The sequence below is a fragment of the Kitasatospora sp. NPDC001225 genome (assembly GCF_053597855.1).
In genome coordinates this window covers 25790-46685 of the sequence record NZ_JBSFJC010000069.1, presented here as the reverse complement: position 1 = coordinate 46685, position 20896 = coordinate 25790, and the positions used below count along the sequence as shown (strand labels likewise).

Annotated in this window: 22 protein-coding genes; 14 read left to right on the top strand and 8 right to left on the bottom strand. The window is 73.1% G+C overall.

Features of this window, described 5'->3' with window-relative positions; all coding sequences use genetic code 11:
- Positions 1–117: 117 nt before the first annotated feature.
- From ACWDCZ_RS23385 to ACWDCZ_RS23375, 3 genes are all read right to left on the bottom strand, one after another.
- A complete protein-coding gene (locus ACWDCZ_RS23385) occupies positions 118–1032 on the bottom strand; it encodes a lytic polysaccharide monooxygenase auxiliary activity family 9 protein (RefSeq protein ID WP_049649876.1) in 915 nt (304 codons plus the stop codon).
- A 241-nt stretch (positions 1033–1273) separates the two neighbouring features.
- Positions 1274–1693: a hypothetical protein gene (locus ACWDCZ_RS23380; protein ID WP_049649875.1), complete on the bottom strand. Its 420-nt coding sequence runs from the start codon at positions 1691–1693 to the stop codon at positions 1274–1276.
- Between the two features lie 58 nt (positions 1694–1751).
- Positions 1752–2975 carry an amino acid deaminase/aldolase gene (locus ACWDCZ_RS23375; RefSeq protein ID WP_117487186.1) on the bottom strand — a complete coding sequence of 408 codons (1224 nt, stop codon included), beginning with the start codon at positions 2973–2975 and terminating at the stop codon, positions 1752–1754.
- Positions 2976–3077: 102 nt separating this feature from the next.
- Here ACWDCZ_RS23375 and ACWDCZ_RS23370 point away from each other — a divergent pair, with 102 nt between their 5' ends.
- Positions 3078–3851 (top strand): SseB family protein, encoded by a 774-nt coding sequence (locus tag ACWDCZ_RS23370; protein WP_074002346.1) that lies wholly within the window; start codon positions 3078–3080, stop codon positions 3849–3851.
- A gap of 50 nt (positions 3852–3901) precedes the next feature.
- Here ACWDCZ_RS23370 and ACWDCZ_RS23365 read toward each other — a convergent pair whose 3' ends face one another.
- Entirely contained in the window at positions 3902–4279 is a 378-nt protein-coding gene (locus tag ACWDCZ_RS23365) for a DUF1844 domain-containing protein (RefSeq protein WP_049649872.1), read from the bottom strand.
- Between the two features lie 446 nt (positions 4280–4725).
- On the opposite strand from ACWDCZ_RS23365, the gene infC reads away from it, so the two are divergent.
- The 8 genes from infC (at position 4726) to ACWDCZ_RS23325 (ending at position 13340) form a co-directional block, all read left to right on the top strand.
- A complete protein-coding gene (gene infC / locus ACWDCZ_RS23360) occupies positions 4726–5457 on the top strand; it encodes a translation initiation factor IF-3 (protein WP_074002347.1) in 732 nt (243 codons plus the stop codon).
- Positions 5458–5599: 142 nt separating this feature from the next.
- Positions 5600–5794, top strand: a complete 195-nt coding sequence (rpmI, locus tag ACWDCZ_RS23355; protein ID WP_030055648.1) for a 50S ribosomal protein L35 — start codon at positions 5600–5602, stop codon at positions 5792–5794.
- A 109-nt stretch (positions 5795–5903) separates the two neighbouring features.
- Positions 5904–6299, top strand: a complete 396-nt coding sequence (rplT, locus tag ACWDCZ_RS23350) for a 50S ribosomal protein L20 (RefSeq protein ID WP_030055649.1) — start codon at positions 5904–5906, stop codon at positions 6297–6299.
- 100 nt (positions 6300–6399) lie between these two features.
- The gene (locus tag ACWDCZ_RS23345) at positions 6400–7266 is read left to right on the top strand and encodes a TrmH family RNA methyltransferase (RefSeq protein WP_049649870.1); all 867 of its coding nucleotides are present in this window, start codon (positions 6400–6402) and stop codon (positions 7264–7266) included.
- Between the two features lie 117 nt (positions 7267–7383).
- Entirely contained in the window at positions 7384–8487 is a 1104-nt protein-coding gene (locus ACWDCZ_RS23340; RefSeq protein ID WP_049649869.1) for a sensor histidine kinase, read from the top strand.
- A 137-nt stretch (positions 8488–8624) separates the two neighbouring features.
- Positions 8625–9746 (top strand): phenylalanine--tRNA ligase subunit alpha, encoded by a 1122-nt coding sequence (gene pheS, locus ACWDCZ_RS23335; RefSeq protein WP_049649868.1) that lies wholly within the window; start codon positions 8625–8627, stop codon positions 9744–9746.
- Positions 9746–12247 carry a phenylalanine--tRNA ligase subunit beta gene (gene pheT, locus ACWDCZ_RS23330; protein ID WP_449816876.1) on the top strand — a complete coding sequence of 834 codons (2502 nt, stop codon included), beginning with the start codon at positions 9746–9748 and terminating at the stop codon, positions 12245–12247. The genes pheS and pheT overlap by 1 nt, the downstream gene beginning before the upstream one ends.
- A 250-nt stretch (positions 12248–12497) precedes the next feature.
- Positions 12498–13340 (top strand): chitosanase, encoded by an 843-nt coding sequence (locus ACWDCZ_RS23325; protein WP_449816875.1) that lies wholly within the window; start codon positions 12498–12500, stop codon positions 13338–13340.
- Positions 13341–13412: 72 nt separating this feature from the next.
- Here the strand turns inward: ACWDCZ_RS23325 and ACWDCZ_RS23320 are convergent, their stop codons facing one another.
- Positions 13413–14282, bottom strand: coding sequence for a 3-hydroxybutyryl-CoA dehydrogenase (locus ACWDCZ_RS23320; protein ID WP_074002349.1), 870 nt, complete (start codon positions 14280–14282; stop codon positions 13413–13415).
- 305 nt (positions 14283–14587) lie between these two features.
- On the opposite strand from ACWDCZ_RS23320, the gene ACWDCZ_RS23315 reads away from it, so the two are divergent.
- The gene (locus ACWDCZ_RS23315; protein WP_074002350.1) at positions 14588–15406 is read left to right on the top strand and encodes an SDR family NAD(P)-dependent oxidoreductase; all 819 of its coding nucleotides are present in this window, start codon (positions 14588–14590) and stop codon (positions 15404–15406) included.
- Positions 15407–15448: 42 nt separating this feature from the next.
- Here ACWDCZ_RS23315 and ACWDCZ_RS23310 read toward each other — a convergent pair whose 3' ends face one another.
- A complete protein-coding gene (locus ACWDCZ_RS23310) occupies positions 15449–16363 on the bottom strand; it encodes a polysaccharide deacetylase family protein (protein ID WP_117487182.1) in 915 nt (304 codons plus the stop codon).
- Between the two features lie 210 nt (positions 16364–16573).
- On the opposite strand from ACWDCZ_RS23310, the gene ACWDCZ_RS23305 reads away from it, so the two are divergent.
- From ACWDCZ_RS23305 to ACWDCZ_RS23295, 3 genes are all read left to right on the top strand, one after another.
- On the top strand, positions 16574–17458 hold the full coding sequence (locus ACWDCZ_RS23305) for an SAM-dependent methyltransferase (RefSeq protein WP_449816874.1): 885 nt from the start codon (positions 16574–16576) through the stop codon (positions 17456–17458).
- A 126-nt stretch (positions 17459–17584) separates the two neighbouring features.
- A complete protein-coding gene (locus tag ACWDCZ_RS23300; protein WP_049652076.1) occupies positions 17585–18139 on the top strand; it encodes an HD domain-containing protein in 555 nt (184 codons plus the stop codon).
- A 44-nt stretch (positions 18140–18183) separates the two neighbouring features.
- Positions 18184–18693 (top strand): FBP domain-containing protein, encoded by a 510-nt coding sequence (locus tag ACWDCZ_RS23295; protein WP_049652075.1) that lies wholly within the window; start codon positions 18184–18186, stop codon positions 18691–18693.
- Positions 18694–18707: 14 nt separating this feature from the next.
- Here ACWDCZ_RS23295 and ACWDCZ_RS23290 read toward each other — a convergent pair whose 3' ends face one another.
- Together ACWDCZ_RS23290 and ACWDCZ_RS23285 are read right to left on the bottom strand one after the other, a co-directional pair.
- A complete protein-coding gene (locus ACWDCZ_RS23290) occupies positions 18708–19082 on the bottom strand; it encodes an RNA-binding S4 domain-containing protein (protein WP_074002351.1) in 375 nt (124 codons plus the stop codon).
- 9 nt (positions 19083–19091) lie between these two features.
- Entirely contained in the window at positions 19092–19514 is a 423-nt protein-coding gene (locus ACWDCZ_RS23285; protein WP_449816873.1) for a VOC family protein, read from the bottom strand.
- An 80-nt stretch (positions 19515–19594) separates the two neighbouring features.
- On the opposite strand from ACWDCZ_RS23285, the gene ACWDCZ_RS23280 reads away from it, so the two are divergent.
- Entirely contained in the window at positions 19595–20806 is a 1212-nt protein-coding gene (locus tag ACWDCZ_RS23280) for a methyltransferase (RefSeq protein ID WP_449816872.1), read from the top strand.
- Positions 20807–20896 lie beyond the last annotated feature (90 nt).

The window sequence follows — 20896 nt, the reverse complement described above, 5'->3', positions numbered from 1 at the left end:
GGCGATCGCCGGAATCCGCCGGGAGCGCCTGCCCCGCGGACTACTGCGAGGCCGCGGGGTGGTGCCGCGGGAACCGGGCCGGACGGGGGTGTGGCCGGCCCGGTCCCGCGCCCGGCGTCAGGAGTCGCGTCGAACAGCCTCGACGCGACGGCGCCGGAGCACCATGCCGGCCCAGCCGACGCTGATCGCGGCGGCACCCGCGAGCAGCAGCGGACCGGTGGCCGAGGTACCGCCCACGGCCGCCGAGGCGGTCGGGATCACCTGGCCGGCCGGGGAGTCCGGGTCCCCGCCGTGGCCGTGGTGGGCGACCGTGGACTTGGAGGCGTCGGCCGCGATCTGGGCGTCGCTGGGCGCGGCCGGGGCCTGGGCGGTGAGCGCCGACGCGGCGGTGGCGGAGGCGCCGAAGTCGACGTCGGAGCAGGCGTAGAAGGCCTCCGGGCTGTCGCTGCGCTGCCACACCGTGTACAGCACCTGGCGGCCGGTGCGCTGCGGCAGGGTGCCGGAGTAGCTGTAGGAGCCGTTGACGGCGTTGCGGTCGACCTGCACCTTGGCCACCGGGGTCGGGTCGAGGTCCGACCACTTCAGCGGCTTGGTGGGGTCGTAGCCCGCCTTGGTGATGTAGACGGTCTGGGTGCCGACGTGCGGCGCGGTGGTGCGGAACTGGAAGGTGAAGGCGCCGGACTTCACCGCGGTGGCCGGCCAGTCGGTGCGCGGCCAGTCCAGCGCCGCGTACTTGTCGCGGTTGGCCGAGCAGAGCTTGCCGTCCGGGATCAGCGCCTGGTGGTTGCCGTTGGCGTTGGCGATGTTGACCTCGTTCCAGTCGTACAGCGGCTGGGTGCCGCTCGCGGCGACGAGGTCCTTGCAGATCTGGGACACCGGGTGCTCGGGGCCCTCGGCGTAGCAGGCGGCGACCCGGCTCACGGGGTTGGTCATCGTGCCGTGGGCGCTGGCGGTGCCGGCGGTGGCACCGGCCACCGCGACGACCGCGGCGCCGATCACGCCGACGGACAGGGCACTTCGCTTGATGGACATGGGGTGGGGACTCCTTGACCGTCGTTCCGGGCGTGCGTGGGGGAACGGGCACGCCTGCCCGTTCGGGAGCCGCCGGCCCGGCGCGCGGCTCCCGGCCAGAGCGTAGGATTGGTCTGGACCAGAAGGCAATAGCCGCGCGTACTGTGCTTGTTGACGGACTGTAGGCCCCGGAGCAGGACAAAGGCCCGACGGACGGCCGTGGTTAGCCGTTCCATCGGGCCCCGTTAAGGCTCCGGAAAGGTCAGTGCCGCATGTCGTGGATGATGCCGGCCTGGATCACGAGATCGCTGTTGACGGTCGAGCTGCCGCTGATGGTGTTGATGATGTAGGTCCCGCCGGGCGCCTTCTCGAACTGCCCGGGCAGGAACTCCCGGAGGATGTCGAAGAGTTCCTCGGCCGCCTGCGGGTTCGTCCGGAACAGCGCGCGCAGCCGGTTGCGGAGGGCGGCGGCCTGGTCGGCCAGGACCTCCTCGTCGCCGTCGGCCTCCAGCACCTCGGCGCGGATCACCTCCAGCTCGGCGCTCGCCTCCTCGTCCCGCTCGCCGCGCCCGAACAGCCGGGCGATCCGCGAACTGGCCTGGTTCCAGGCGGCCGTGGCCATCAGTCCGGCCACCGAGGTCGCCCCGGACCTCACCATCTCCTGCACGAGCTCGGCGTCCATGCCGCCCCCTTCACGTTCGCAGTGTCGCCACCACGGTAGGGCAAAGGCGGACGAAGCGTCAGAGGAACGTCTTCCCCTCGCCCCGGTACGTCGGCACCGTCCGCACGACCCGGTCGCCCTCGACCAGGTGCAGCTCGGCGAAGCGCTCGCACAGCTCGCCTGCCTTGGCGTGCCGGAACCAGACCCGGTCGCCGATCAGCAGGTCGTCCGCGGCCGAGCCGAGCAGCGGGGTCTGCACCTCCCCGGCGCCCTCCATCGGGTCGTAGCGCAGCCCGGCCGGCAGGTACGGCACCGGTGAGCGGTCCGGGCCGGCCGCGCCGGAGGCCGGGTAGCCGCCGCCGAGCACGGTCACCACGCCGAGGCCGGGGCGGCGCACCACCGGCTGGCCGAACAGCGCGGCCGGGCGGCCCCGGAAGGAGCGGTAGTTGTCGAACAGCCGCGGCTGGTACAGCCCGGAGCCGGCCGCCACCTCGGTGACGGCGCGTTCGGCCACGGTGGACTCCACGCTGCCGGTGCCGCCGCCGTTGACGAACTCCAGGTCGGCCACCTGCCGCAGCCGTCGGACCGCCGCCGCGCGCCGCTCGGCCAGTTCGGTCCGGGACCTGGTCTGCATCAGCCGGATCAGCTGCGAGCGCACCGGCCGTCCGGGCACCCGGTCGCCGACTCCGGCGACGTGCCCCTCGTACGCCATCAGGCCGACGACCCGGAAGCCCCGGCGGCGCTGGACGAGTTCGGCGAAGGCGCCGAGGTCCTCGGGGGTGCGCAGCGGCGAGCGCCGGGCGCCGACCCGGACCCGGCCGCCGAGCAGTTGCAGCGAGGTGTCCAGCTCCAGGCAGACCCGCACCTCGGCGTCGCCGCCGCGGGCCGCGTCGATCAGGTCCAGCTGGGCCGGGTCGTCCAGGACGACGGTGATCTCGCGGGCGGCCTCCGGGTCGGCGGTCAGTTCGGCGTAGCCGGCCCGGTCGGCGGAGGGGTAGGCGAGCAGGATGTCGCGGACGCCGGTGCGGGCCAGCCAGAGCGACTCGTCCAGGGTGAAGCTCATCACCCCGAGGAAGCCGTCCACGGCGAGGGCCCGTTCCAGCAGTGCCCGGCAGCGGATCGACTTGCTGGCCAGCCGGATCGGCTTGCCGCCGGCCCGGCGGACCAGGTCGGCGGCGTTCGCGTCGAACGCGGCGAGGTCCACGACGGCCACCGGCCCGTCCAGGTGGGCGGTGGCGCGGTCGTACCGGAGGCGGTCGGAGACCGGGGCGGGTGCGGTCGCGGGCGCGTCGAGGATCACCATGGCCGCAGGGTGCCACACCGCGCTACCGGTGGGTAGGCCCCGTGCGCGGGGAGCGTGCGGGGAAATGGGGCCGCTCGCGCGCGGTGGCATAGGGTCGGGCGGGTGGACCGCAAAGACTTCTCCAACCCGGCGTTCGTCGGCAAGAGCATCCCGAATCCCGGCTTCTCCGACGACGACGGCACCGCCGACCAGGCGCTCACCGAGGCCCTCGCCCGCTGGTCGCAGGACCGCGCGGCCGAGCCGGAGGTGCTGGCGGCGCTGACCCCCACCCGGCTGATGGTCCCGATCGTCGCGATCCTCGGCGAGGTCGAGGTGGACGCGAACGGGCACCGGCACGAGAAGACCAGCGACATGGCCGTCCCGGTGCTGGAGGCCCCGGACGGGCGCCGCGCGCTGCCGGCGTTCACCTCGCTCGACTCGCTCGCCCGCTGGCGCGCCGACGCCCGCCCGGCGCCGACCGCGGCCCCGCAGGCCGCGATGGTGGCCTTCTCGGAGCGCGCCGACACCCTGCTGATCGACCCGGCCGGGCCGGTGCCGTTCCTGCTGAGCGGTGCCCGGCTGCGGGCGCTGGCGGAGAACCGCGCGTTCCTGCCGCCGGTCCGGGACCCGGAGGTGCGCGAGGCGGTCCGCGGGCTGCTGGCGGCCGAGCCGCAGGTGGTCACCGGGCTGCTGGCGGCCTCGGAGGACTCGGACGGTGTGCTCGCGGTGGTCTTCGACCCGGCGCTGGACCAGGCCGGGCTGCAGGCGGCCGCCCAGCGGGTCGGACAGGCCGTGGCCGCCGACCCGGTGCTGCGGGTGCGGCTGGACCGGGGGCTGGACCTCGCGGTGCTGCCGGCCGGCGCGGAGCTGCCGGGGGAGCCGCTTTACAAGCGGTAGACGTGAGAAAGGAGCGGCACACGTGTGCCGCTCCTTTCCCCGTCCGGACGTCAGGAGTAGACCGGCCCGGTGAACTTCTCGCCCGGCCCCGCGCCCGGCGCGTCCGGGACGACGGACGCCTCGCGGAACGCGAGCTGGAGCGAGCGCAGCCCGTCCCGCAGCGGCGCGGCGTGGAAGTTGCTGATCTCCGGGGCGCCGGCGGTGACCAGCCCGGCGAGCGCGGTGATCAGCTTGCGGGCCTCGTCCAGGTCCTTGTCCTTGTCGCCGCCCTCGGCGAGACCGCACTTGACCGCGGCGGCGCTCATCAGGTGCACGGCGACGGTGGTGATCACCTCGACGGCCGGGACCTCGGCGATGTCGCGGGTGAGGTCGTCGAAGCCGATCGCGTCGTCGTCCGCGCCGGGGTTCTGGGTGGGCTCGCTGCTCAAGGGTGGCTCGTTCCGTTGTGCCGTGTGGGTACACGTGGAGCGTACAAGGGGGTCCGCGCCGGGGCGGAATAGCGTTCGACCGCGTGACGCTGTAAGCTTCGAGACTGACCGGCCGGGATCCCGTATGGGCACTCGGCCAGCAAGTGGAGGCTCCACTGAGGAGGCCCGAGAGGGCAACCGCGAAAGTCTCCCACCTTGTCGGCCTCGCGGCCGACGGGTCCCGGTCCGCGACGGGCGCCCCTGGTGCCGAGTCGCCGCAGCGCCCCTCACCGGGCGCAGCCCCCGGTTGTGTGGAGCCCCGCTTGTACCGAGCGGGGCTTTTTTCGTGTGGCGGTGTACGTAGCCGGACAGCGCAGCACGAATGAAGCCCCGCCCAGTGGTCGAGTCCACTACGTGCGACCGCCGTCCGACGGCCGCATCGCAGAAGGTGCAACCGAGGAGGCCCCATCAGCACCGAGCCCCGCATCAACGACCGGATTCGCGTCCCCGAGGTGCGACTCGTCGGTCCCAGCGGCGAGCAGGTCGGCATCGTGCCGCTTGCCAAGGCGCTGGAGCTCGCGCAGGAGTACGACCTCGACCTGGTCGAGGTCGCGGCGACCGCCCGGCCGCCGGTGTGCAAGCTCATGGACTACGGCAAGTTCAAGTACGAGTCGGCCATGAAGGCCCGTGAGGCGCGCAAGAACCAGGCGCACACGGTCATCAAGGAGATGAAGCTCCGGCCGAAGATCGACCCGCACGACTATGACACCAAGAAGGGTCACGTCGTCCGGTTCCTCAAGCAGGGCGACAAGGTCAAGATCACGATCATGTTCCGCGGTCGTGAGCAGTCCCGCCCCGAGCTGGGCTTCCGTCTGCTCCAGCGGCTCGCCGACGACGTCCAGGACCTGGGCTTCGTCGAGTCCTCGCCCAAGCAGGACGGCCGTAACATGATCATGGTTCTTGGCCCGCACAAGAAGAAGACCGAGGCGATGGCCGAGGCCCGCGCCCTCGCGGACGCCCGCAAGGCCGAGCGTCAGGGCCGCACCGGCGGCCCCGACGCCGCTGCGGACATCGAGGACGAGGACGTCGTGACCGACGTCGAGGACGTCGTGACCGAGGCCGAGGACGCCCCGGCCGAGGCGCCGGCCGTCGAGGCCGACGCTCCGGTCGAGCAGCCGGCCGCCTCCCAGGGCGCCTGAGCCCTCACCGGCCAGGAGGCCCGGGAGACCGGCCCCCAGGGTGACGGGGCGTCCCGCCCGGTCACCGCAGATCCATCCAGTTCACGCCCGCGCGGCGCACGTCGCGCGGGCGCGGACGGGACTGACGAGGAGATACGGCGAAATGCCGAAGCAGAAGACGCACAGTGGCGCCAGCAAGCGCTTCAAGATCAGTGGCTCTGGCAAGGTGCTGCGCGAGCGCGCCGGCCGCCGCCACCTCCTGGAGCACAAGCCCTCGACGCTGACCCGCAAGCTGGCCGGGACCGTCGAGCTGGCCCCCGCTGACGCCAAGAAGATCAAGAAGCTTCTCGGCAAGTGATCGCCCTCCCGCCCGGCGCGAGCCGTGAGCGGGGCAGCTGATCCTTCCCGACCCATTCGAATGACGGACCACGTGAAGTAGTCCGTGGTCCAACCCAAGGAGTAATCAAGTGGCACGCGTCAAGCGGGCAGTCAACGCCCACAAGAAGCGCCGGGTCATCCTGGAGCGCGCCAGCGGCTACCGTGGCCAGCGTTCGCGCCTGTACCGCAAGGCCAAGGAGCAGGTCACCCACTCGCTGGTCTACAACTTCAACGACCGCAAGAAGCGCAAGGGCGACTTCCGTCAGCTGTGGATCCAGCGCATCAACGCTGCGGCCCGTGCCAACGGCATCACCTACAACCGCTTCGTGCAGGGCCTGAAGGCCGCCAGCGTCGAGATCGACCGCAAGATGCTGGCCGACCTGGCCGTCAACGACCCGGGTGCGTTCGCCTCCCTGGTCGAGGTCGCCCAGAAGGCGCTGCCGGCCGACGTGAACGCCCCGAAGGCCGCCGCGGACGCCGCCTGATCTTCCGAGATCGGTTGAGCTCTGACCGGACCCGCAGGCTCGCCTGCGGGTCCGGTCCTGCTTTCGCCCCCCTCCTTCAGCGCCCTCAGAGATCGAGACCATGCCGAGCACCGACACCCCCCTGCTGACCTCCCTGCGCTCGCCGCGCGTCGTCGCCGCCCGCCGGCTGGCCAAGCGAAGCCAGCGCGGCAAGGAGCGCCGCTTCCTGGTCGAGGGCCCGCAGGCCGTCCGGGAGGCCGTCGCCTTCGGCAGGCTGCCGGGCAGCGGCGAGCACGCCGTGGTCGAGGTCTACACGACCCAGGAGGCCGCCGAGCGGCACGCCGGCATCGTCGAGGCCGCCCTGGCGGAGGGGCTGCCGGTGCTGACCGCCACCGACGAGGTGATCGCCGACATCTGCGACACCGTGACCCCGCAGGGCATCGTGGCGCTCTGCCGCTTCATCGACACCCCGTTCGACGAGGTGCTCAGGGCCCGCCCCAAGCTGGTCGCGGTCCTCGCCCACGTGCGCGACCCCGGGAACGCCGGCACGGTGCTGCGCACCGCCGACGCGGCCGGCGCGGACGCCGTGGTGCTCACCGACGCCTCGGTGGACCTCTACAACCCGAAGGCCGTCCGGGCCTCCGTGGGCAGCCTGTTCCACCTGCCGGTGGCGGTCGGCGTGCCGGTCGAGGAGGCCGTCGGCAGGCTGCGCGAGGCCGGTGTCCGGGTGCTCGCCGCGGACGGCGCGGGGGAGCGGGACCTGGACCAGGAGCTGGACGAGGGCACGCTGGGCGCGCCCGGCGCATGGGTGTTCGGCAACGAGGCGTGGGGGCTTCCGGAGGAGACCCGCGCGCTCACCGACGAGGTCGTGCGCGTTCCGATCCACGGCCACGCCGAGAGCCTCAACCTGGCCACGGCCGCGGCCGTCTGCCTGTACGCCTCGGCCCGGGCGCAGCGTTCGCCCGGCGGCTGCCGCTCGAACGCCTGACGCACCCGGGGGCGCACCGGGATCTCCCCGTTGCAAGCCCTACTACACCCGCCTGGGAGACGCTAGGGTCTGCCTCTGTGGGGGGAACGGCACGGTGGGTAATCGGGGAGGCAACCCATGGTCGGCAGCGGGCCAGAGCTCGACCCGGACGACCTGCCGGACGGCCTGGTGGTCGCGGACGCGCTGGGCCGGGTGGTCTGCTTCAACCGGGCCGCGGCCCGGCTCACCGGCGTGCTCCCGCAGGCCGCGCTCGGCAGCGGGCTGGAGGACGCCCTCCCGCTGGAGGACCTGGACGGCCGCCGCTGGTGGCAGCTGACCGACCCGTACGGCGGCCTGGCCATCCGCACCGGCCAGCCGGAGCGCAACCTGCTGCTGCCCGGCGGGCGTGAGGTGCTGGTCTCCGCCCGGTACGTGCGCGGCGCCCCGGGCGGGCCGCTGGAGCGCCTGGTGATCGCGCTGCGCGGCACCGAGGCCCGGCGCCGCACCGAGCGCAGCCACGCCGAGCTGATCGCCACCGTGGCGCACGAGCTGCGCTCCCCGCTGACGAGCGTCAAGGGCTTCACGGCGACGCTGCTGGCCAAGTGGGAGCGGTTCACCGACGGGCAGAAGCGGCTGATGCTGGAGACCGTGGACGCCGACGCCGACCGGGTCACCCGGCTGATCGCCGAGCTGCTGGACATCTCCCGGATCGACGCCGGCCGGCTGGAGCTGCGCAAGCAGGTGGTGGACCTGGCGGCGGCGGTGCGCCGGCACGTCGAGCGCAAGGTCGCCACCGGCATCCCCGAGGACCGCTTCGACATCCGGATCAGCGAGCCGCTGACCGTCCTGTGGGCCGACCCGGACAAGGTCGACCAGGTGCTGGCCAACCTGCTGGAAAATGCGGTGCGGCACGGTGAGGGAACTGTCACGATCGAGGTGGCACCGGCCAAGGAGGTCGTCGAGGCGCCCGTCTGGGAGCGCAACGGCACCCCGCCCCGCATCGTGGAAGGTACGGCGGTCACCGTGAGCGACGAAGGCAGCGGCATCCCCGAGGAGGCGGTGCCGCGCGTCTTCACCCGCTTCTGGCGCGGCTCCAAGCGCGGCGGTACGGGCCTGGGCCTCTACATCGTCAAGGGCATCGTGGAGGCCCACGGCGGCTCGATCCGCGTCGACCGCGCGCCCGGCGGCGGCGCCCGGTTCCGATTTATCCTGCCCGCCGGGGTGCCCGACTTCATGCTCTGAGCGCCGGGGCAGGTCGGACGTCGTTCCCCCCGGACGGGCTTCGCGGCAGCGGTGATACACGCTGCGACTACACTCGACCTTTGGCGTTGGCCCAAAGACCTTGAGCACGGACGAGCAGGAGCACGGGAAAGATAGAGATGTCGGCACCCAACAAGTCGTACGACCCGGTCGAGGTCGAGGCCCTCAAGCCCGAGGTGGTGGAGCAGGCGCGGGACGAGGCGGTCGCCGCGTTCGCCGCCGCCGGCTCCCTGGACGAGCTGAAGCAGGCCAAGGTCGCCCACACCGGCGACCGCTCCGCGCTCTCGCTCGCCAATCGCGAGATCGGGGCCCTGCCCCCGCACGCCAAGGCGGCCGCCGGAAAGCTGATCGGTCAGGCCCGCGGGGCCGTCAACAAGGCCCTCGCCCAGCGGCAGGCCGAGCTGGAGGCGGAGCGGGACGCCCGTGTGCTGGTCGAGGAGGCGGTGGACGTCACGCTGCCGTACGACCGCGCTCCGCGCGGCGCCCGGCACCCGCTGACCACCATGGCCGAGCGCATCGAGGACACCTTCGTCGCGATGGGCTACCAGGTCGCGGAGGGCCCCGAGGTCGAGGCCGAGTGGCTCAACTTCGACGCCCTCAACCTGGGCCCGGACCACCCGGCCCGCTCGATGCAGGACACCTTCTGGGTCCAGGCCCCGGACGGCTCCGCGGACTCCGGCGTGGTGCTGCGCACCCAGACCTCCCCGGTCCAGGCCCGCACCATGCTCGACCGCGAGCCCCCGCTCTACGTGGTCTGCCCCGGCCGGGTCTACCGGACGGACGAGCTGGACGCCACCCACACCCCGGTCTTCCGCCAGGTCGAGGGCCTCGCGGTGGACGAGGGCATCACCTTCGCGGACCTCAAGGGCACCATCGAGGTGCTGGTCGAGAAGCTGATCGGCGGCGGCCTGGAGCTGCGCTGGCGCCCGTCGTACTTCCCGTTCACCGAGCCGAGCGCGGAGATCGACCTCCAGTGCTTCGTGTGCCGCGGCGAGAGCGTCGGCAACCCGGACCGCCCGTGCCGGACCTGCTCCTCCGAGGGCTGGATCGAGCTCGGCGGCTGCGGCGTGGTCAACCCGCGGGTGCTGGTCGCCTGCGGTGTCGACCCGAACCGCTACAGCGGGTTCGCCTTCGGCCTGGGCCTGGAGCGGATCCTGATGAATCGTCACAACGTCGCCGACATGCGCGACATGGTCGAGGGTGACGTCCGCTTCACCCTCCCGTTCGGGATGGAGATCTGATGCGCGTCCCGCTTTCCTGGCTGCGCGAGTACGTCGACCTGCCGGCCGGCGAGACCGGCCGTGACGTCGCGGAGCGCCTGGTCCGGGCCGGCCTGGAGGTCGAGACCGTCGAGCAGATCGGCGCGGACTTCAAGGGCCCGCTGGTGGTCGGCGAGGTGCTCTCCATCGAGGAGCTGTCCGGCTTCAAGAAGCCGATCCGGCACTGCTTCGTGAACGTCGGCGACGCCAACGGTACCGGCGACCCGCAGGAGATCGTCTGCGGTGCGACCAACTTCGCCGTCGGCGACAAGGTCGTGGTCGTGCTCCCGGGCGCCGTCCTGCCCGGCCCGTTCCCGATCGCGGCCCGCAAGACCTACGGCCACACCTCGGCCGGCATGATCTGCTCCGCCCGCGAGCTGGGCATGGGCGACGACCACAACGGCATCATCGTGCTCCCGCCGGAGTACGAGCCCGGCACCGACGCCATCGAGCTGCTCCAGCTCGTCGACGAGGTGCTCGACATCGCCGTCACCCCGGACCGCGGCTACTGCCTGTCCATGCGCGGTGTGGCCCGCGAGGCCGCCGCCGCGTACGGGCTGCCGCTGGCCGACCCGGCGCTGCTCGACGTGCCGCCGGCGAACTCCTTCGGCTACCTGGTGAAGGTCAACGACCAGACCGGCTGCGACCGCTTCGTGGCCCGTACGGTCGTCGGCGTCGACCCGAACGCCAAGTCCCCGATCTGGCTGCAGCGCCGGCTCCAGAAGTCGGGCATCCGCCCGATCTCGCTGACCGTCGACATCACCAACTACGTGATGCTGGAGGTCGGCCAGCCGCTGCACGCCTACGACAAGCAGCGCGTGGACGGCCCGATCACGGTCCGCCGGGCGGCGCAGGGCGAGACCCTCACCACCCTCGACGGGGTCGAGCGCAAGCTCTCCGCCGAGGACCTGCTGATCTGCGACAACAGCGGCCCGATCGGCCTGGCCGGCGTGATGGGCGGCGCCTCCACCGAGATCCTCGACCCGGCCGCAGGCCCGGGCACCACCGAGGTGATCATCGAGGCGGCGCACTTCGACGCGGTCGCCATCGCCCGCAGCGCCAAGCGGCACAAGCTGCCCTCCGAGGCGTCCAAGCGCTTCGAGCGCGGCGTCGACCCGGAGGCCACCCGCGCCGCCGCGCAGCGCGCCGTCGACCTGCTGGTCCTGATCGCCGGCGGCACCGCCGAGGCCGGGGTCACCGACATCGCGGCCCCGCACCCGGTGCGCACCATCACCATCGCCGCCGACCTGCCCGACCGGGTCGCCGGCACCGGGTACGGCCGCGAGACCGTCACCCGGCGCCTGCAGGAGATCGGCTGCTCGGTCTCCGGCGCCGACGTCCTGGAGGTCACCCCGCCGACCTGGCGGCCCGACCTCACGGACCCGTACGACCTCGCAGAGGAGGTCATCCGGCTGGAGGGCTACGACAACGTCCCCGCCCGGATGCCCAACGTCCCCCCGGGCAAGGGTCTGACCGAGGCCCAGCGGGTGCACCGTCGGATCGGCGTCGCGCTGGCCGCGGCCGGCTACGTCGAGGTCAACAACTACCCGTTCCTCGGCGAGCCCGCCTTCGAGGCGCTCGGCCTGGAGGCGGACGACCGGCGCCGCCGCACGGTGAAGCTGGTCAACCCGCTGAACGACGAGGAGCCGGCGCTGCGCACCACGCTGCTGCCGGGCCTGCTCGGCGCGCTGCGCCGCAACGTCGGCCGGGGCAACACCGACCTGGCGGTCTTCGAGACCGGCACGGTCTTCCTGCCCAAGGACGAGCTGAGCGTGGCCCCGCGTCCGGCGGTCGACCACCGGCCCAGCGACGAGGAGCTGGCCGCGCTGGACGCCGCGCTGCCGGACCAGCCGCGCCGGATCGCCGTCGCCCTCGCGGGCGAGCGGCTGCCGTCGGGCTGGTGGGGCAAGGGCTCCCAGGCCTCCTGGGCGGACGCCGTCGAGGCGGCCCGCACGGTGGCCCGTGCGGCCGGCGTCGAACTGACCGTCCGCCAGGGCCAGTTGGCGCCGTGGCACCCGGGCCGCTGCGCCGAGCTGCTGGTGGCCGGCACCGACCGGGTGGTCGGCCACGCCGGCGAGCTGCACCCGCGGGTGGTCAAGGCGCTCGGGCTGCCGGCCCGTACCGCCGCGATGGAGATCGACGTCGACCTGCTGACGGCGGACGGCGCCGAGCGCGTCAACGGCCCGGCGGTCTCCGGCTTCCCGGTGGCCACCCAGGACGTCGCGCTGATCGTCGACACCGCCGTCCCGGCGGCCGACGTCGAGGCCGCGCTGCGGGCCGGCGCGGGCGAACTGCTGGAGGCCATCCGGCTGTTCGACGTGTTCACCGGCGAGCAGGTCGGCGAGGGCCGGAAGTCGCTGGCGTACGCGCTGCGCTTCCGCGCGGTCGACCGCACGCTGACCGCCGACGAGGCCACCGCCGCCCGTGAGGCGGCCGTCGCCGAGGCCGTCGCCCGCACCGGCGCGGTGCTGCGCGGCGCCTGACGCGGCAGCGCCCGAGGAGGGCCCCGCCCCCGGACCACGAGTCCGGGGCGGGGCCCTCTCCGTTTTCCCGGTGTTGCCCTGCCGTTCCCCGGCTCGACCCGGCGGTGGCCCCAGGTGTCCCGAGCCGGTCCAGCGGCCCTCAAGATCTCTTGAAGAGGTTCGGTCAAAACCCTTGCGGGAGCCGGGCCGAGAGCGTTTCCTTTTTCTCGTTAGGAAAGTTTCCTAACCCCACGAGGAATCGGAGCGTCCCATGCGCCCTCAGCCCCGTCGTGCCCTCCGCATCGCCCTCGCCGCCGCCCTGGTGGCCGCGCCGCTGACCGTCGCGGCCACCTCGGCGGCCCAGGCCGCCCCGTCGCCCGCCGCCCCCGTCCAGCTCAAGGGCGTCGGGCTGGACGACCCGCACAAGAAGGACATCGCCATGCAGCTGGTGTCCAGCGCGGAGAACTCGTCGCTGGACTGGAAGGCCCAGTACAAGTACATCGAGGACATCAAGGACGGCCGCGGCTACACCGCCGGCATCATCGGCTTCTGCTCCGGCACCGGTGACATGCTGGACCTGGTCCAGCACTACACCGACCTCAAGCCCGGCAACATCCTGGCCAAGTACCTGCCGGCGCTGAAGAAGGTCAACGGCAGCGAGTCGCACGCCGGGCTGGGCTCCGCGTTCGAGAAGGACTGGGCCACCGCCGCCAAGGACACCGTCTTCCAGCAGGCCCAGAACGACGAGCGCGACCGGGTGTACTTCAACCCCGCCGTCAACCAGGCCAAGAGCGACGGCCTGCGCGCGCTCGGCCAGTTCGCCTACTACGACGCCATCGTCATGCACGGCCCGGGCAACAGCTCGGACAGCTTCGGCGGCATCCGCGCCGCCGCCCTGAAGAAGGCCAAGACCCCCGCCCAGGGCGGCGACGAGGCCACCTACCTCAAGGCCTTCCTGGACGCCCGCAAGGTGGTCATGAAGAAGGAGGAGGCGCACTCCGACACCAGCCGGGTCGACACCGAGCAGCTGGTCTTCCTCAACGCCAAGAACTTCGACCTCAACCCGCCGCTGAAGTGGAAGGTCTACGGCGACAGCTACGCCATCAACAGCTGACGCCGGCAAGGCGAAAGGGCCCGGCGGCTGGTTCACAGCCGCCGGGCCCCGCCGTTCGCGCGCGCAGGGGTGTCAGGCGCTCGCGGTGTAGTCGTAGAAGCCCCGGCCGGACTTGCGGCCCAGCAGGCCCGCGTCGACCATCCGGGAGAGCAGCGGGGGAGCGGCGTACAGCGGCTCCTTGTACTCGTCGTACATCGACTCGGCGATCGAGACGATGGTGTCCAGGCCGATCAGGTCGCACAGCCGCAGCGGGCCCATCGGGTGGGCGCAGCCGGCCTCCATGCCCTTGTCGATGTCGGAGGCGGTGGCCACGCCCGTCTCGAACATCCGCACCGCGGACAGCAGGTACGGCACCAGCAGCGCGTTGACCACGAAGCCGGCCCGGTCGCGGGCGCGGATCGGCTCCTTGCCGAGCACCTGGGAGGCGAAGGCCTCGACGCGCTCGGTGGTGGTCGCCGAGGTGGTCAGGGTCGGGATGACCTCGACCAGCTTCTGCACCGGCGCCGGGTTGAAGAAGTGCAGGCCGATCACCTGCTCCGGGCGGGTGGTGGCGGCGGCCAGCTTCACGATCGGGATCGAGGAGGTGTTGGAGGCGAGGATCGCGTCGCGGCGCTCGACCACCCGGTCCAGGGTCTCGAAGATCTTGACCTTGATGTCCTCGCGCTCGGCGACGGCCTCGACCACCAGGTCGCGGTCGGCGAAGTCGGAGAGCTCGACGGTGAAGGACAGCCGGGCCAGCGCCTCGTCCCGCTGCTCGGGGCTCAGCTTGCCCCGCTTGACCGCCGTCTCCAGGGAGTTGGTCAGCCGGGTGCGGCCGAACTCCAGCGCCTCACCGCTGGCCTCCGACACCAGGACGTCCAGCCCGGCCCGGGCGAAGACCTCGGCGATGCCCGACCCCATCAGACCGCAGCCGATCACTCCGACGCGCGCGATGTCACTCACTCAGTTGCCCTTCGACGGTGCTGGGGGTCGCCCAGCTTTCGGGTGGCCCAGCGAGCTGCTGGACGACGGGCCGGTGTGCCGGAATGGGTGCACCGGTCACCGCCCCGACGACGTTACTACTCCGTACCGGCCAGTAGGTCACCCCCTCCCCGGCGTAGTGCCAGGGTCGGGCTTCACCCGAACGAGTGAGGCAGCGGCCCCGGACCCGTGTGCCCGGGGCCCGCTCCGCCCGGCTGCCGACAGAATGCCGCAGACGGGGCCGGGGGCGGACGCGGACAGGGCCGGGGACGTGAAGGGAGCACAGGGTGTCGACGGGATCGCTCGCAGGACAGGTCGCCCTGATCACCGGCGCGGGCCGGGGCATCGGCCGGGAGCTCGCCATCGGCCTGGCCGCCGAGGGGATGTCCGTCGGCCTGGTCGGCCGCACCCACGAGACGCTGACCGACACGCTCAAGGAGTGCGTCAAGCGCGGCTCCCGGGGCGTCGCGGTGACCGCCGACGTCACCCGACCCGGCTCGGTGCGCGAGGCCGTCCGGCTGGTCGAGCGCGATCTCGGGCCGATCGACCTGCTGGTCAACAACGCCGGCCTGGTCGACCGCGCCGAGGTGCCGATCTGGGAGACCGACGCGAACCAGTGGTGGCAGGTGATCGAGACCAACCTGCGCGGCCCCTACAACCTGCTGCGCTGCGTGCTCCCCGGCATGGTCGCCCGCCGGAGCGGCCGGGTGGTCAACCTCAACTCCGGCTTCGCGCTGCGCCCGGACGGCAACTACACCGCGTACGCCACGTCCAAGGGCGCGCTGCTCCAGCTCTCCGACAACATGGCGGACTCGCTCGCCCGCAACGGCGTCGTGGTCCTCGACGTCAGCCCGGGCGCGGTGGCCACCGACATGACCGCCGGGATGCCGATGTTCAAGGAGACGACGACCTGGGGCTCCATCCCGTACATGGTCGCGGTCACCGTGGACGCCGCCCGGGGCCGCTTCGACGGACTGCACGGGCGGTTCATCCACGCCGGCCGGGACGACCTGGAGGAGCTGGTCAACCGGGCGGACGCGATCCGCGCCGCGGACGCCCGTACGCTGCGGCTGCGTCCGTACAAGGACGACGATCCGATGGTCTGACCTGGGGCGTCCCCTGGGGCCCGTCAGACCGGTCCCGACCGCTCAGGCGCAGAGCTGGCTGGCGGTCACCGGCTTGAGCCCCGCCTTGGCCAGGCCGTCCAGGACACCGGGCAGCGCGTCCACCGTGCACTGGTGCCCCATGTGCAGCGCCACCACCGAGCCGCCGCGCACCGAGTTCAGCACCCGGCGCTGCAGCTCGGCCGCCGAGGGGTCGTTGTAGTCGCGCGGGTCGACGTCGAAGGACAGCACGTGCTCGTACCCGACCGCCTTGGCCTGCTCGCGCACCATCGGGGTGGCGTACTGCGCGGCGGAGGGCCGGAACCAGCGGCCGATCGAGCCGGTGAGCCGCTGCAGGCGCTCCGCGCACTGGGCGATCTCGGCGCGCGCCTGGTCCGGTGTCATGGCGGAGATGTTGAGGTGGTTCTGGGTGTGGTTGCCCAGCTCGTGGCCGCCGTCCAGGATCCGCCGGGCCATCTGCGGCTGCTGGTCGAGCCAGCTGCCGACGACCATCACGGTCAGCTTGGCGCCGCGCTGCTCGGCGATCTCCAGTAGGGCGGTGGCCAGCTTCGGGTCGCCGCTGCCGTGGACGGTGAGCGCCACGTTCTTCCCGGTGCGCGGCCCGTACGCGACCTCGACCGGGGTGCCGGGCGCGAGCGGCGGCAGCGCGGGCGGGGCCGGCGGGGCGCTGGGCTGGGCGGCGGCCGCGGCGGCGGTCGGCTCGGCGTCGGGCCGGGGCTCCGCCGGGGCGGTGGGCTCGGGGGAGGCCGGGCCCTCGCCGCCGTTCCAGGCCGGGTCGGTGGTGTGCTGCGGGTCCACCGTGCCGGGGTGCGCGGCGAGCGCCCCCGGGTCGGCCCGGCGGAGCGTGCCGGTGCCGCAGGCAGCCAGCAGCCCCCCGGTGGCGGCGAGGGCGGCGAGTCGGGCGGTGGTGCGCAGCACGCTGCGGCGGTCGGCAGTCATCGGCAGCCAGCATAGAGAGGACGGCTCGGGCGGGCGATCCGGGCCGAGCGTCCGGACCCTTCTTGACGTGCACACACTCCGTCACCGGGTGTTGCGTAAACCTGAACTCCCGCTGTTTCCACGGCGTGTCCTTGGATACGATCACCGCGCACCGCGTGTGGACGGGCGGTAGCCGAACTCTTCCGGCATGGCGCATTGGGGGCGGACAGGATGTACGAGGACAGCGCGGCGACCGGCCGGAGCACGGACACCGAGTGGGACTGGGGCAGGACCGGCGACTGGCAGCCGCCGAGCGAGCTGGACACCGGCGTCCCGCACACCGCCCGGATGTACGACTACTACCTCGGCGGCAAGGACAACTTCGAGGCCGACCGCAAGGCCGCCCAGGCCGCGATAGCCGCCTACCCCGCGCTGCCGCTGCTGGCCCGCACCAACCGGCAGTTCCTCGGCCGCGCGGTGGAGTACGTGGCGGGCCGGGGCGTGCGCCAGTTCGTCGACATCGGCACCGGCATCCCGGCGGTCGGCTCCACCAGCGAGGTCGCCCAGCGGGTCGCCCCGGACGCCCGGGTGGTGTACGTGGACAACGACCCGATCGTCGCCACCCACGCCCGCGCCCTGCTGGCCGGCCACCCCGCCGGGCACACCTCGGTGATCGAGGCCGACCTGCGCGACCCGGCCACGATCCTCGGCCACCCCGGGCTGGCCGGCGCCGTCGACCTCTCCCAGCCGGTCGCGCTGATGCTGGTCGCCGTCCTGCACTTCATCCGCGACGAGGAGGGCGCCCAGCAGATCGTCCGCACCCTGCGCGACGCGCTCGCCCCCGGCAGCGCGCTGATCCTCTCCCACGGCAGCCCCGACTTCGCCTCCCGCGAGAGCGCCGCCGAGGGCACCCGCATCTACCGCAGCGCCAGCGCCCCGCTCGTGCTGCGCCCGCGCTCCGGCGTCGAGCCCTTCTTCGGCGACTTCGACTTCGTCGGCCCCGGGCTCGTCCAGCTCCCGCTCTGGCGCCCCGTCGCGGGCCACGTGCCGACCTCCGAACTCCCCGAGGGCTGGCAGGACGTCTCCGCGTACGCCGGCGCCGCCTTCAAGCGGTAGTCGTCCGCTTCAAACGGCAGCTGTTCGCGCGCCCGGTCCCGGCGCCTCCCTCCTACGCCGGGACCGGACCGTCGAAGGCTACGGAACCCCACTGACAACCCCTCACCCCCGCGGCTACCCTGCGGCGTGACCACCACCGCCCTGCCGCCGCTGCCCGCCGACGTCGCCGAACTGCTGCGGGCCGTCGACGCCCCGCCCCGCCTGGTCGCCCACCTCGCGCTGGTGCACCGGGTCGCCGAGGAGATCGCCGGGTTCTGCGCCCGCGAAGGCCTGGCCTTCGACCGCGCGGCCGTCCTCTACGGCGCCGCCACCCACGACATCGGCAAGACCGTCCACCCCGAGGAGCTCTCCGCCCCCGGCTCCCGGCACGAGCCCGCCGGGCACGCCCTGCTGCTCGCCCACGGCGTCCCCGAGCACCTCGCCCGCTTCGCCCGCACCCACGCGAGCTGGGACGAGCCCGGCACCACCGTCGAGGACCTGCTGGTCGGCCTGGCCGACAAGGCCTGGAAGAACAAGCGGGTCCAGGACCTGGAGGACCTGGTCGTCGACCGCCTCGCCGCCGCCGGCGGGAAGGAGCGCTGGGAGGCCTTCCTCGCCCTGGACGACCTGCTCACCCGGATCGGCGAGGACGCCCCGCGCCGGCTCGCCGTCCAGGCCGCCCACCCGGTACGGACCGGGTGAAAACGGCGCGACAGGCCCGGCCGGCCGGTGTTAGCGTCCGCGGCATGGAACCCCTGAGCGAGAACGAGATCCGCGCGTCCTTCGTCAACTGCTCCAAGGGCGAGGCCCGCCGGCTCCACCTGCCCCGGGGTCTGGCCGAACTGCCCTGGGAGCAGCTGGACTTCCTCGGCTGGCGGGACCAGGGCGCGCCCGACCGGGCGTACCTGGTGGCGCCGTACGAGGGCGAGCCGGTCGGCGTGACGCTGCGCTCCTCGGTGATCCGGCGCAGCCTGACCAAGACCAACGTGTGCTCGCTGTGCATCACCGCGCACGCCGGGTCGGGGGTCGCGCTGCTCGCCGCCCGCCGGGCCGGGGCGGCCGGGCGCGAGGGCAACACGGTCGGCACGTACATCTGCGCCGACCTGGCCTGCTCGCTCTACGTGCGCGGGCTGAAGAAGTCCACGCTGGTCACCCGGCCCGACGAGTCGCTGCCGCTGGAGCTGCAGATCGACCGTACGGTGGGCAACCTCGGCGGCTTCCTCGCCAAGGTGCTCGCCACCGCGGACGTCGCGTAGCGGCTCCGCGCCGCTCAGTGCCCGCGCAGCTGGTCCAGGTCGCGGCGCTCCCGCTTGGTCGGCCGCCCGGCCCCGCGGTCCCGCGTCCCGGCCGCCGCGACGAACTCGCGCGGCGGCCGCGGCGGGCTGTTGTCGACCAGGCACTCCGCCGCGACGACGGCGCCGACCCGCTTGCGGATCAGCTTGCTCACCACCACGACCCGTTCGTGGCCCTCCTCGCGGAGCCGCACCTCGTCCCCGGGCTTCAGCGTCTGGGCGGGCTTGGCCCGCTCGCCGTTCACCCGGACGTGCCCGGCCCGGCAGGCGGCCGCCGCCAGCGCCCGCGTCTTGACCAGCCGGACCGACCAGATCCAGCTGTCCACCCGCACGCTTCCCTCGTGTTCAGCCATCCTGGGAGCCTACCCAAGGACGGCCTGCCCGCCCTCGGGCGGCGCCTCCTGGATCGCCCAGCCGTTCCCGTCCGGGTCGTTGAAGAACAGGAAGTTGTTCCACGCCTCGCCGTGCCCGTCCACCCGGGCCCCGGCCACGAAGTGCTGGACCGGGCTGACCTGCACACCGCGGGCCACCAGTTCGGCGTGCGCCTTCTCGATGTCCGGCACCACCAGCTGGAGTCCCTTGACCGATCCGGGCGGCGAGTCGATCACCCCCTTGCCCACCACGATGGAGCAGGCCGAACCCGGGGGCGTCAGCTGGATCACCCGGATCCCGTCCCGCAACAGGGTGTCGTGGTCGACGGTGAACCCGGCCTGCTCCTCGTAGAAGAGCTTCGAGCGGTCCACGTCGGAGACCGGGACCACCACGACTTCGAGTTTCCACTCCATCGCCCTCACCTCTCTCGGCCGGGCCCTTCCAGTATCCGTCCGTAACCGCCCCCGGGACCGTCGGATAGCCTGAGAACACGATGAATCCCCAGACCACGCCCGCCGCGACCCCGCCGGACACCTCCTTCACCACCCCGTGGGGCGCCTTCGCGCTCACCCGCTTCCCCGAGGACCCGCGCGAGCGGCTGCGGGCCTGGGACGCCGCCGACGAGTACCTGCTGCGCCACCTCGCGGGCGAGGCCGACAGCGCGGCCGGCACCGCGACGGAGCTGGCCGGCCGGACGGTCGCCGTCCTCGGCGACCGCTGGGGCGCGCTGACCACCGCGCTCGCCGAGTACCGGCCGGTCCAGATCACCGACTCCCACCTCGGCCGGCAGGCCACCCTGGCCAACCTGGCCCGGGCCGGCGCCGCCGTCGACGAGTCCCGGCTGCTCACCACCCGTGACGCCCCGCCGGAGCGGATCGACGTGCTGCTGGTGCGCGTGCCCAAGAGCCTGGCCCTGCTGGAGGACCAGCTGCACCGGCTCGCCCCCGCCGTCCACGAGGGCACCGTGGTGATCGGCACCGGCATGGTCACCGAGATCCACACCTCCACGCTCCGGCTCTTCGAGCGGATCCTCGGCCCGACCCGCACCTCGCTGGCCGCCCGCAAGGCCCGGCTGGTCTTCTGCACCCCGGACCGGGCGCTGGACCCCGGCCCCAACCCGTGGCCGCACCGCTACGCGCTGCCGCAGGACATCGGCCCCGCCTCCGGCCGTACGGTCGTCAACCACGCGGGCACCTTCTGCGCCGACCGGCTCGACATCGGCACCCGCTTCCTCCTCGCCCACCTGCCCGTCCCCGCCCCCGGCGCCCGGGTGGTGGACCTCGGCTGCGGCAATGGCGTGGTCGGCACGGCCGCCGCGCTGGCCGGGCCCGGCGCGGAGCTGGTGTTCGTGGACGAGTCGCACCAGGCGGTGGCCTCCGCCGAGGAGACCTTCCGCGCCAGCCTGGGCCCGGACGCCCCGGCCGAGTTCCTGGCCGCCGACGCCCTGGCCCGGGACGTGGTCGCCCCCGGTTCGGTGGACCTGGTGCTCAACAACCCGCCGTTCCACTCCCACCAGGCCACCACCGACGCCACCGCCTGGCGGATGTTCACCGGCGCCAAGCGGGCGCTGCGCCCCGGGGGCGAGCTCTGGGTGGTCGGCAACCGCCACCTCGGCTACCACGTCAAGCTGCGCCGCCTCTTCGGCAACTGCCAACTCGTCGCCGGGAACCCCAAGTTCGTGGTGCTGCGGGCCGTCAAGCGCTGACCCGGGCACCCCGCCCCGGCGGGGGTCCGGCACAACCTCCTTGCATGAATTTTCCGTCACGCGTATATTCATGCCAAGACTAAGGAGGAA

Bases quoted from the DNA above. Each gene is read 5' to 3' on its own strand.
- rpmI (WP_030055648.1), top strand. From the start codon at position 5,600: ATGCCGAAGCAGAAGACGCACAGTGGCGCCAGCAAGCGCTTCAAGATC.
- pheS (WP_049649868.1), top strand. From the start codon at position 8,625: ATGTCGGCACCCAACAAGTCGTACGACCCGGTCGAGGTCGAGGCCCTC.
- pheT (WP_449816876.1), top strand. From the start codon at position 9,746: ATGCGCGTCCCGCTTTCCTGGCTGCGCGAGTACGTCGACCTGCCGGCC.
- ACWDCZ_RS23295 (WP_049652075.1), top strand. From the start codon at position 18,184: ATGGAACCCCTGAGCGAGAACGAGATCCGCGCGTCCTTCGTCAACTGC.
- ACWDCZ_RS23385 (WP_049649876.1), bottom strand. From the start codon at position 1,032: ATGTCCATCAAGCGAAGTGCCCTGTCCGTCGGCGTGATCGGCGCCGCG.
- ACWDCZ_RS23375 (WP_117487186.1), bottom strand. From the start codon at position 2,975: ATGGTGATCCTCGACGCGCCCGCGACCGCACCCGCCCCGGTCTCCGAC.
- ACWDCZ_RS23310 (WP_117487182.1), bottom strand. From the start codon at position 16,363: ATGACTGCCGACCGCCGCAGCGTGCTGCGCACCACCGCCCGACTCGCC.
- ACWDCZ_RS23285 (WP_449816873.1), bottom strand. From the start codon at position 19,514: ATGGAGTGGAAACTCGAAGTCGTGGTGGTCCCGGTCTCCGACGTGGAC.
- ACWDCZ_RS23305 (WP_449816874.1), top strand. From the start codon at position 16,574: ATGTACGAGGACAGCGCGGCGACCGGCCGGAGCACGGACACCGAGTGG.
- ACWDCZ_RS23325 (WP_449816875.1), top strand. From the start codon at position 12,498: ATGCGCCCTCAGCCCCGTCGTGCCCTCCGCATCGCCCTCGCCGCCGCC.
- ACWDCZ_RS23380 (WP_049649875.1), bottom strand. From the start codon at position 1,693: ATGGACGCCGAGCTCGTGCAGGAGATGGTGAGGTCCGGGGCGACCTCG.
- ACWDCZ_RS23290 (WP_074002351.1), bottom strand. From the start codon at position 19,082: ATGGCTGAACACGAGGGAAGCGTGCGGGTGGACAGCTGGATCTGGTCG.
- ACWDCZ_RS23340 (WP_049649869.1), top strand. From the start codon at position 7,384: ATGGTCGGCAGCGGGCCAGAGCTCGACCCGGACGACCTGCCGGACGGC.
- ACWDCZ_RS23345 (WP_049649870.1), top strand. From the start codon at position 6,400: ATGCCGAGCACCGACACCCCCCTGCTGACCTCCCTGCGCTCGCCGCGC.
- ACWDCZ_RS23280 (WP_449816872.1), top strand. From the start codon at position 19,595: ATGAATCCCCAGACCACGCCCGCCGCGACCCCGCCGGACACCTCCTTC.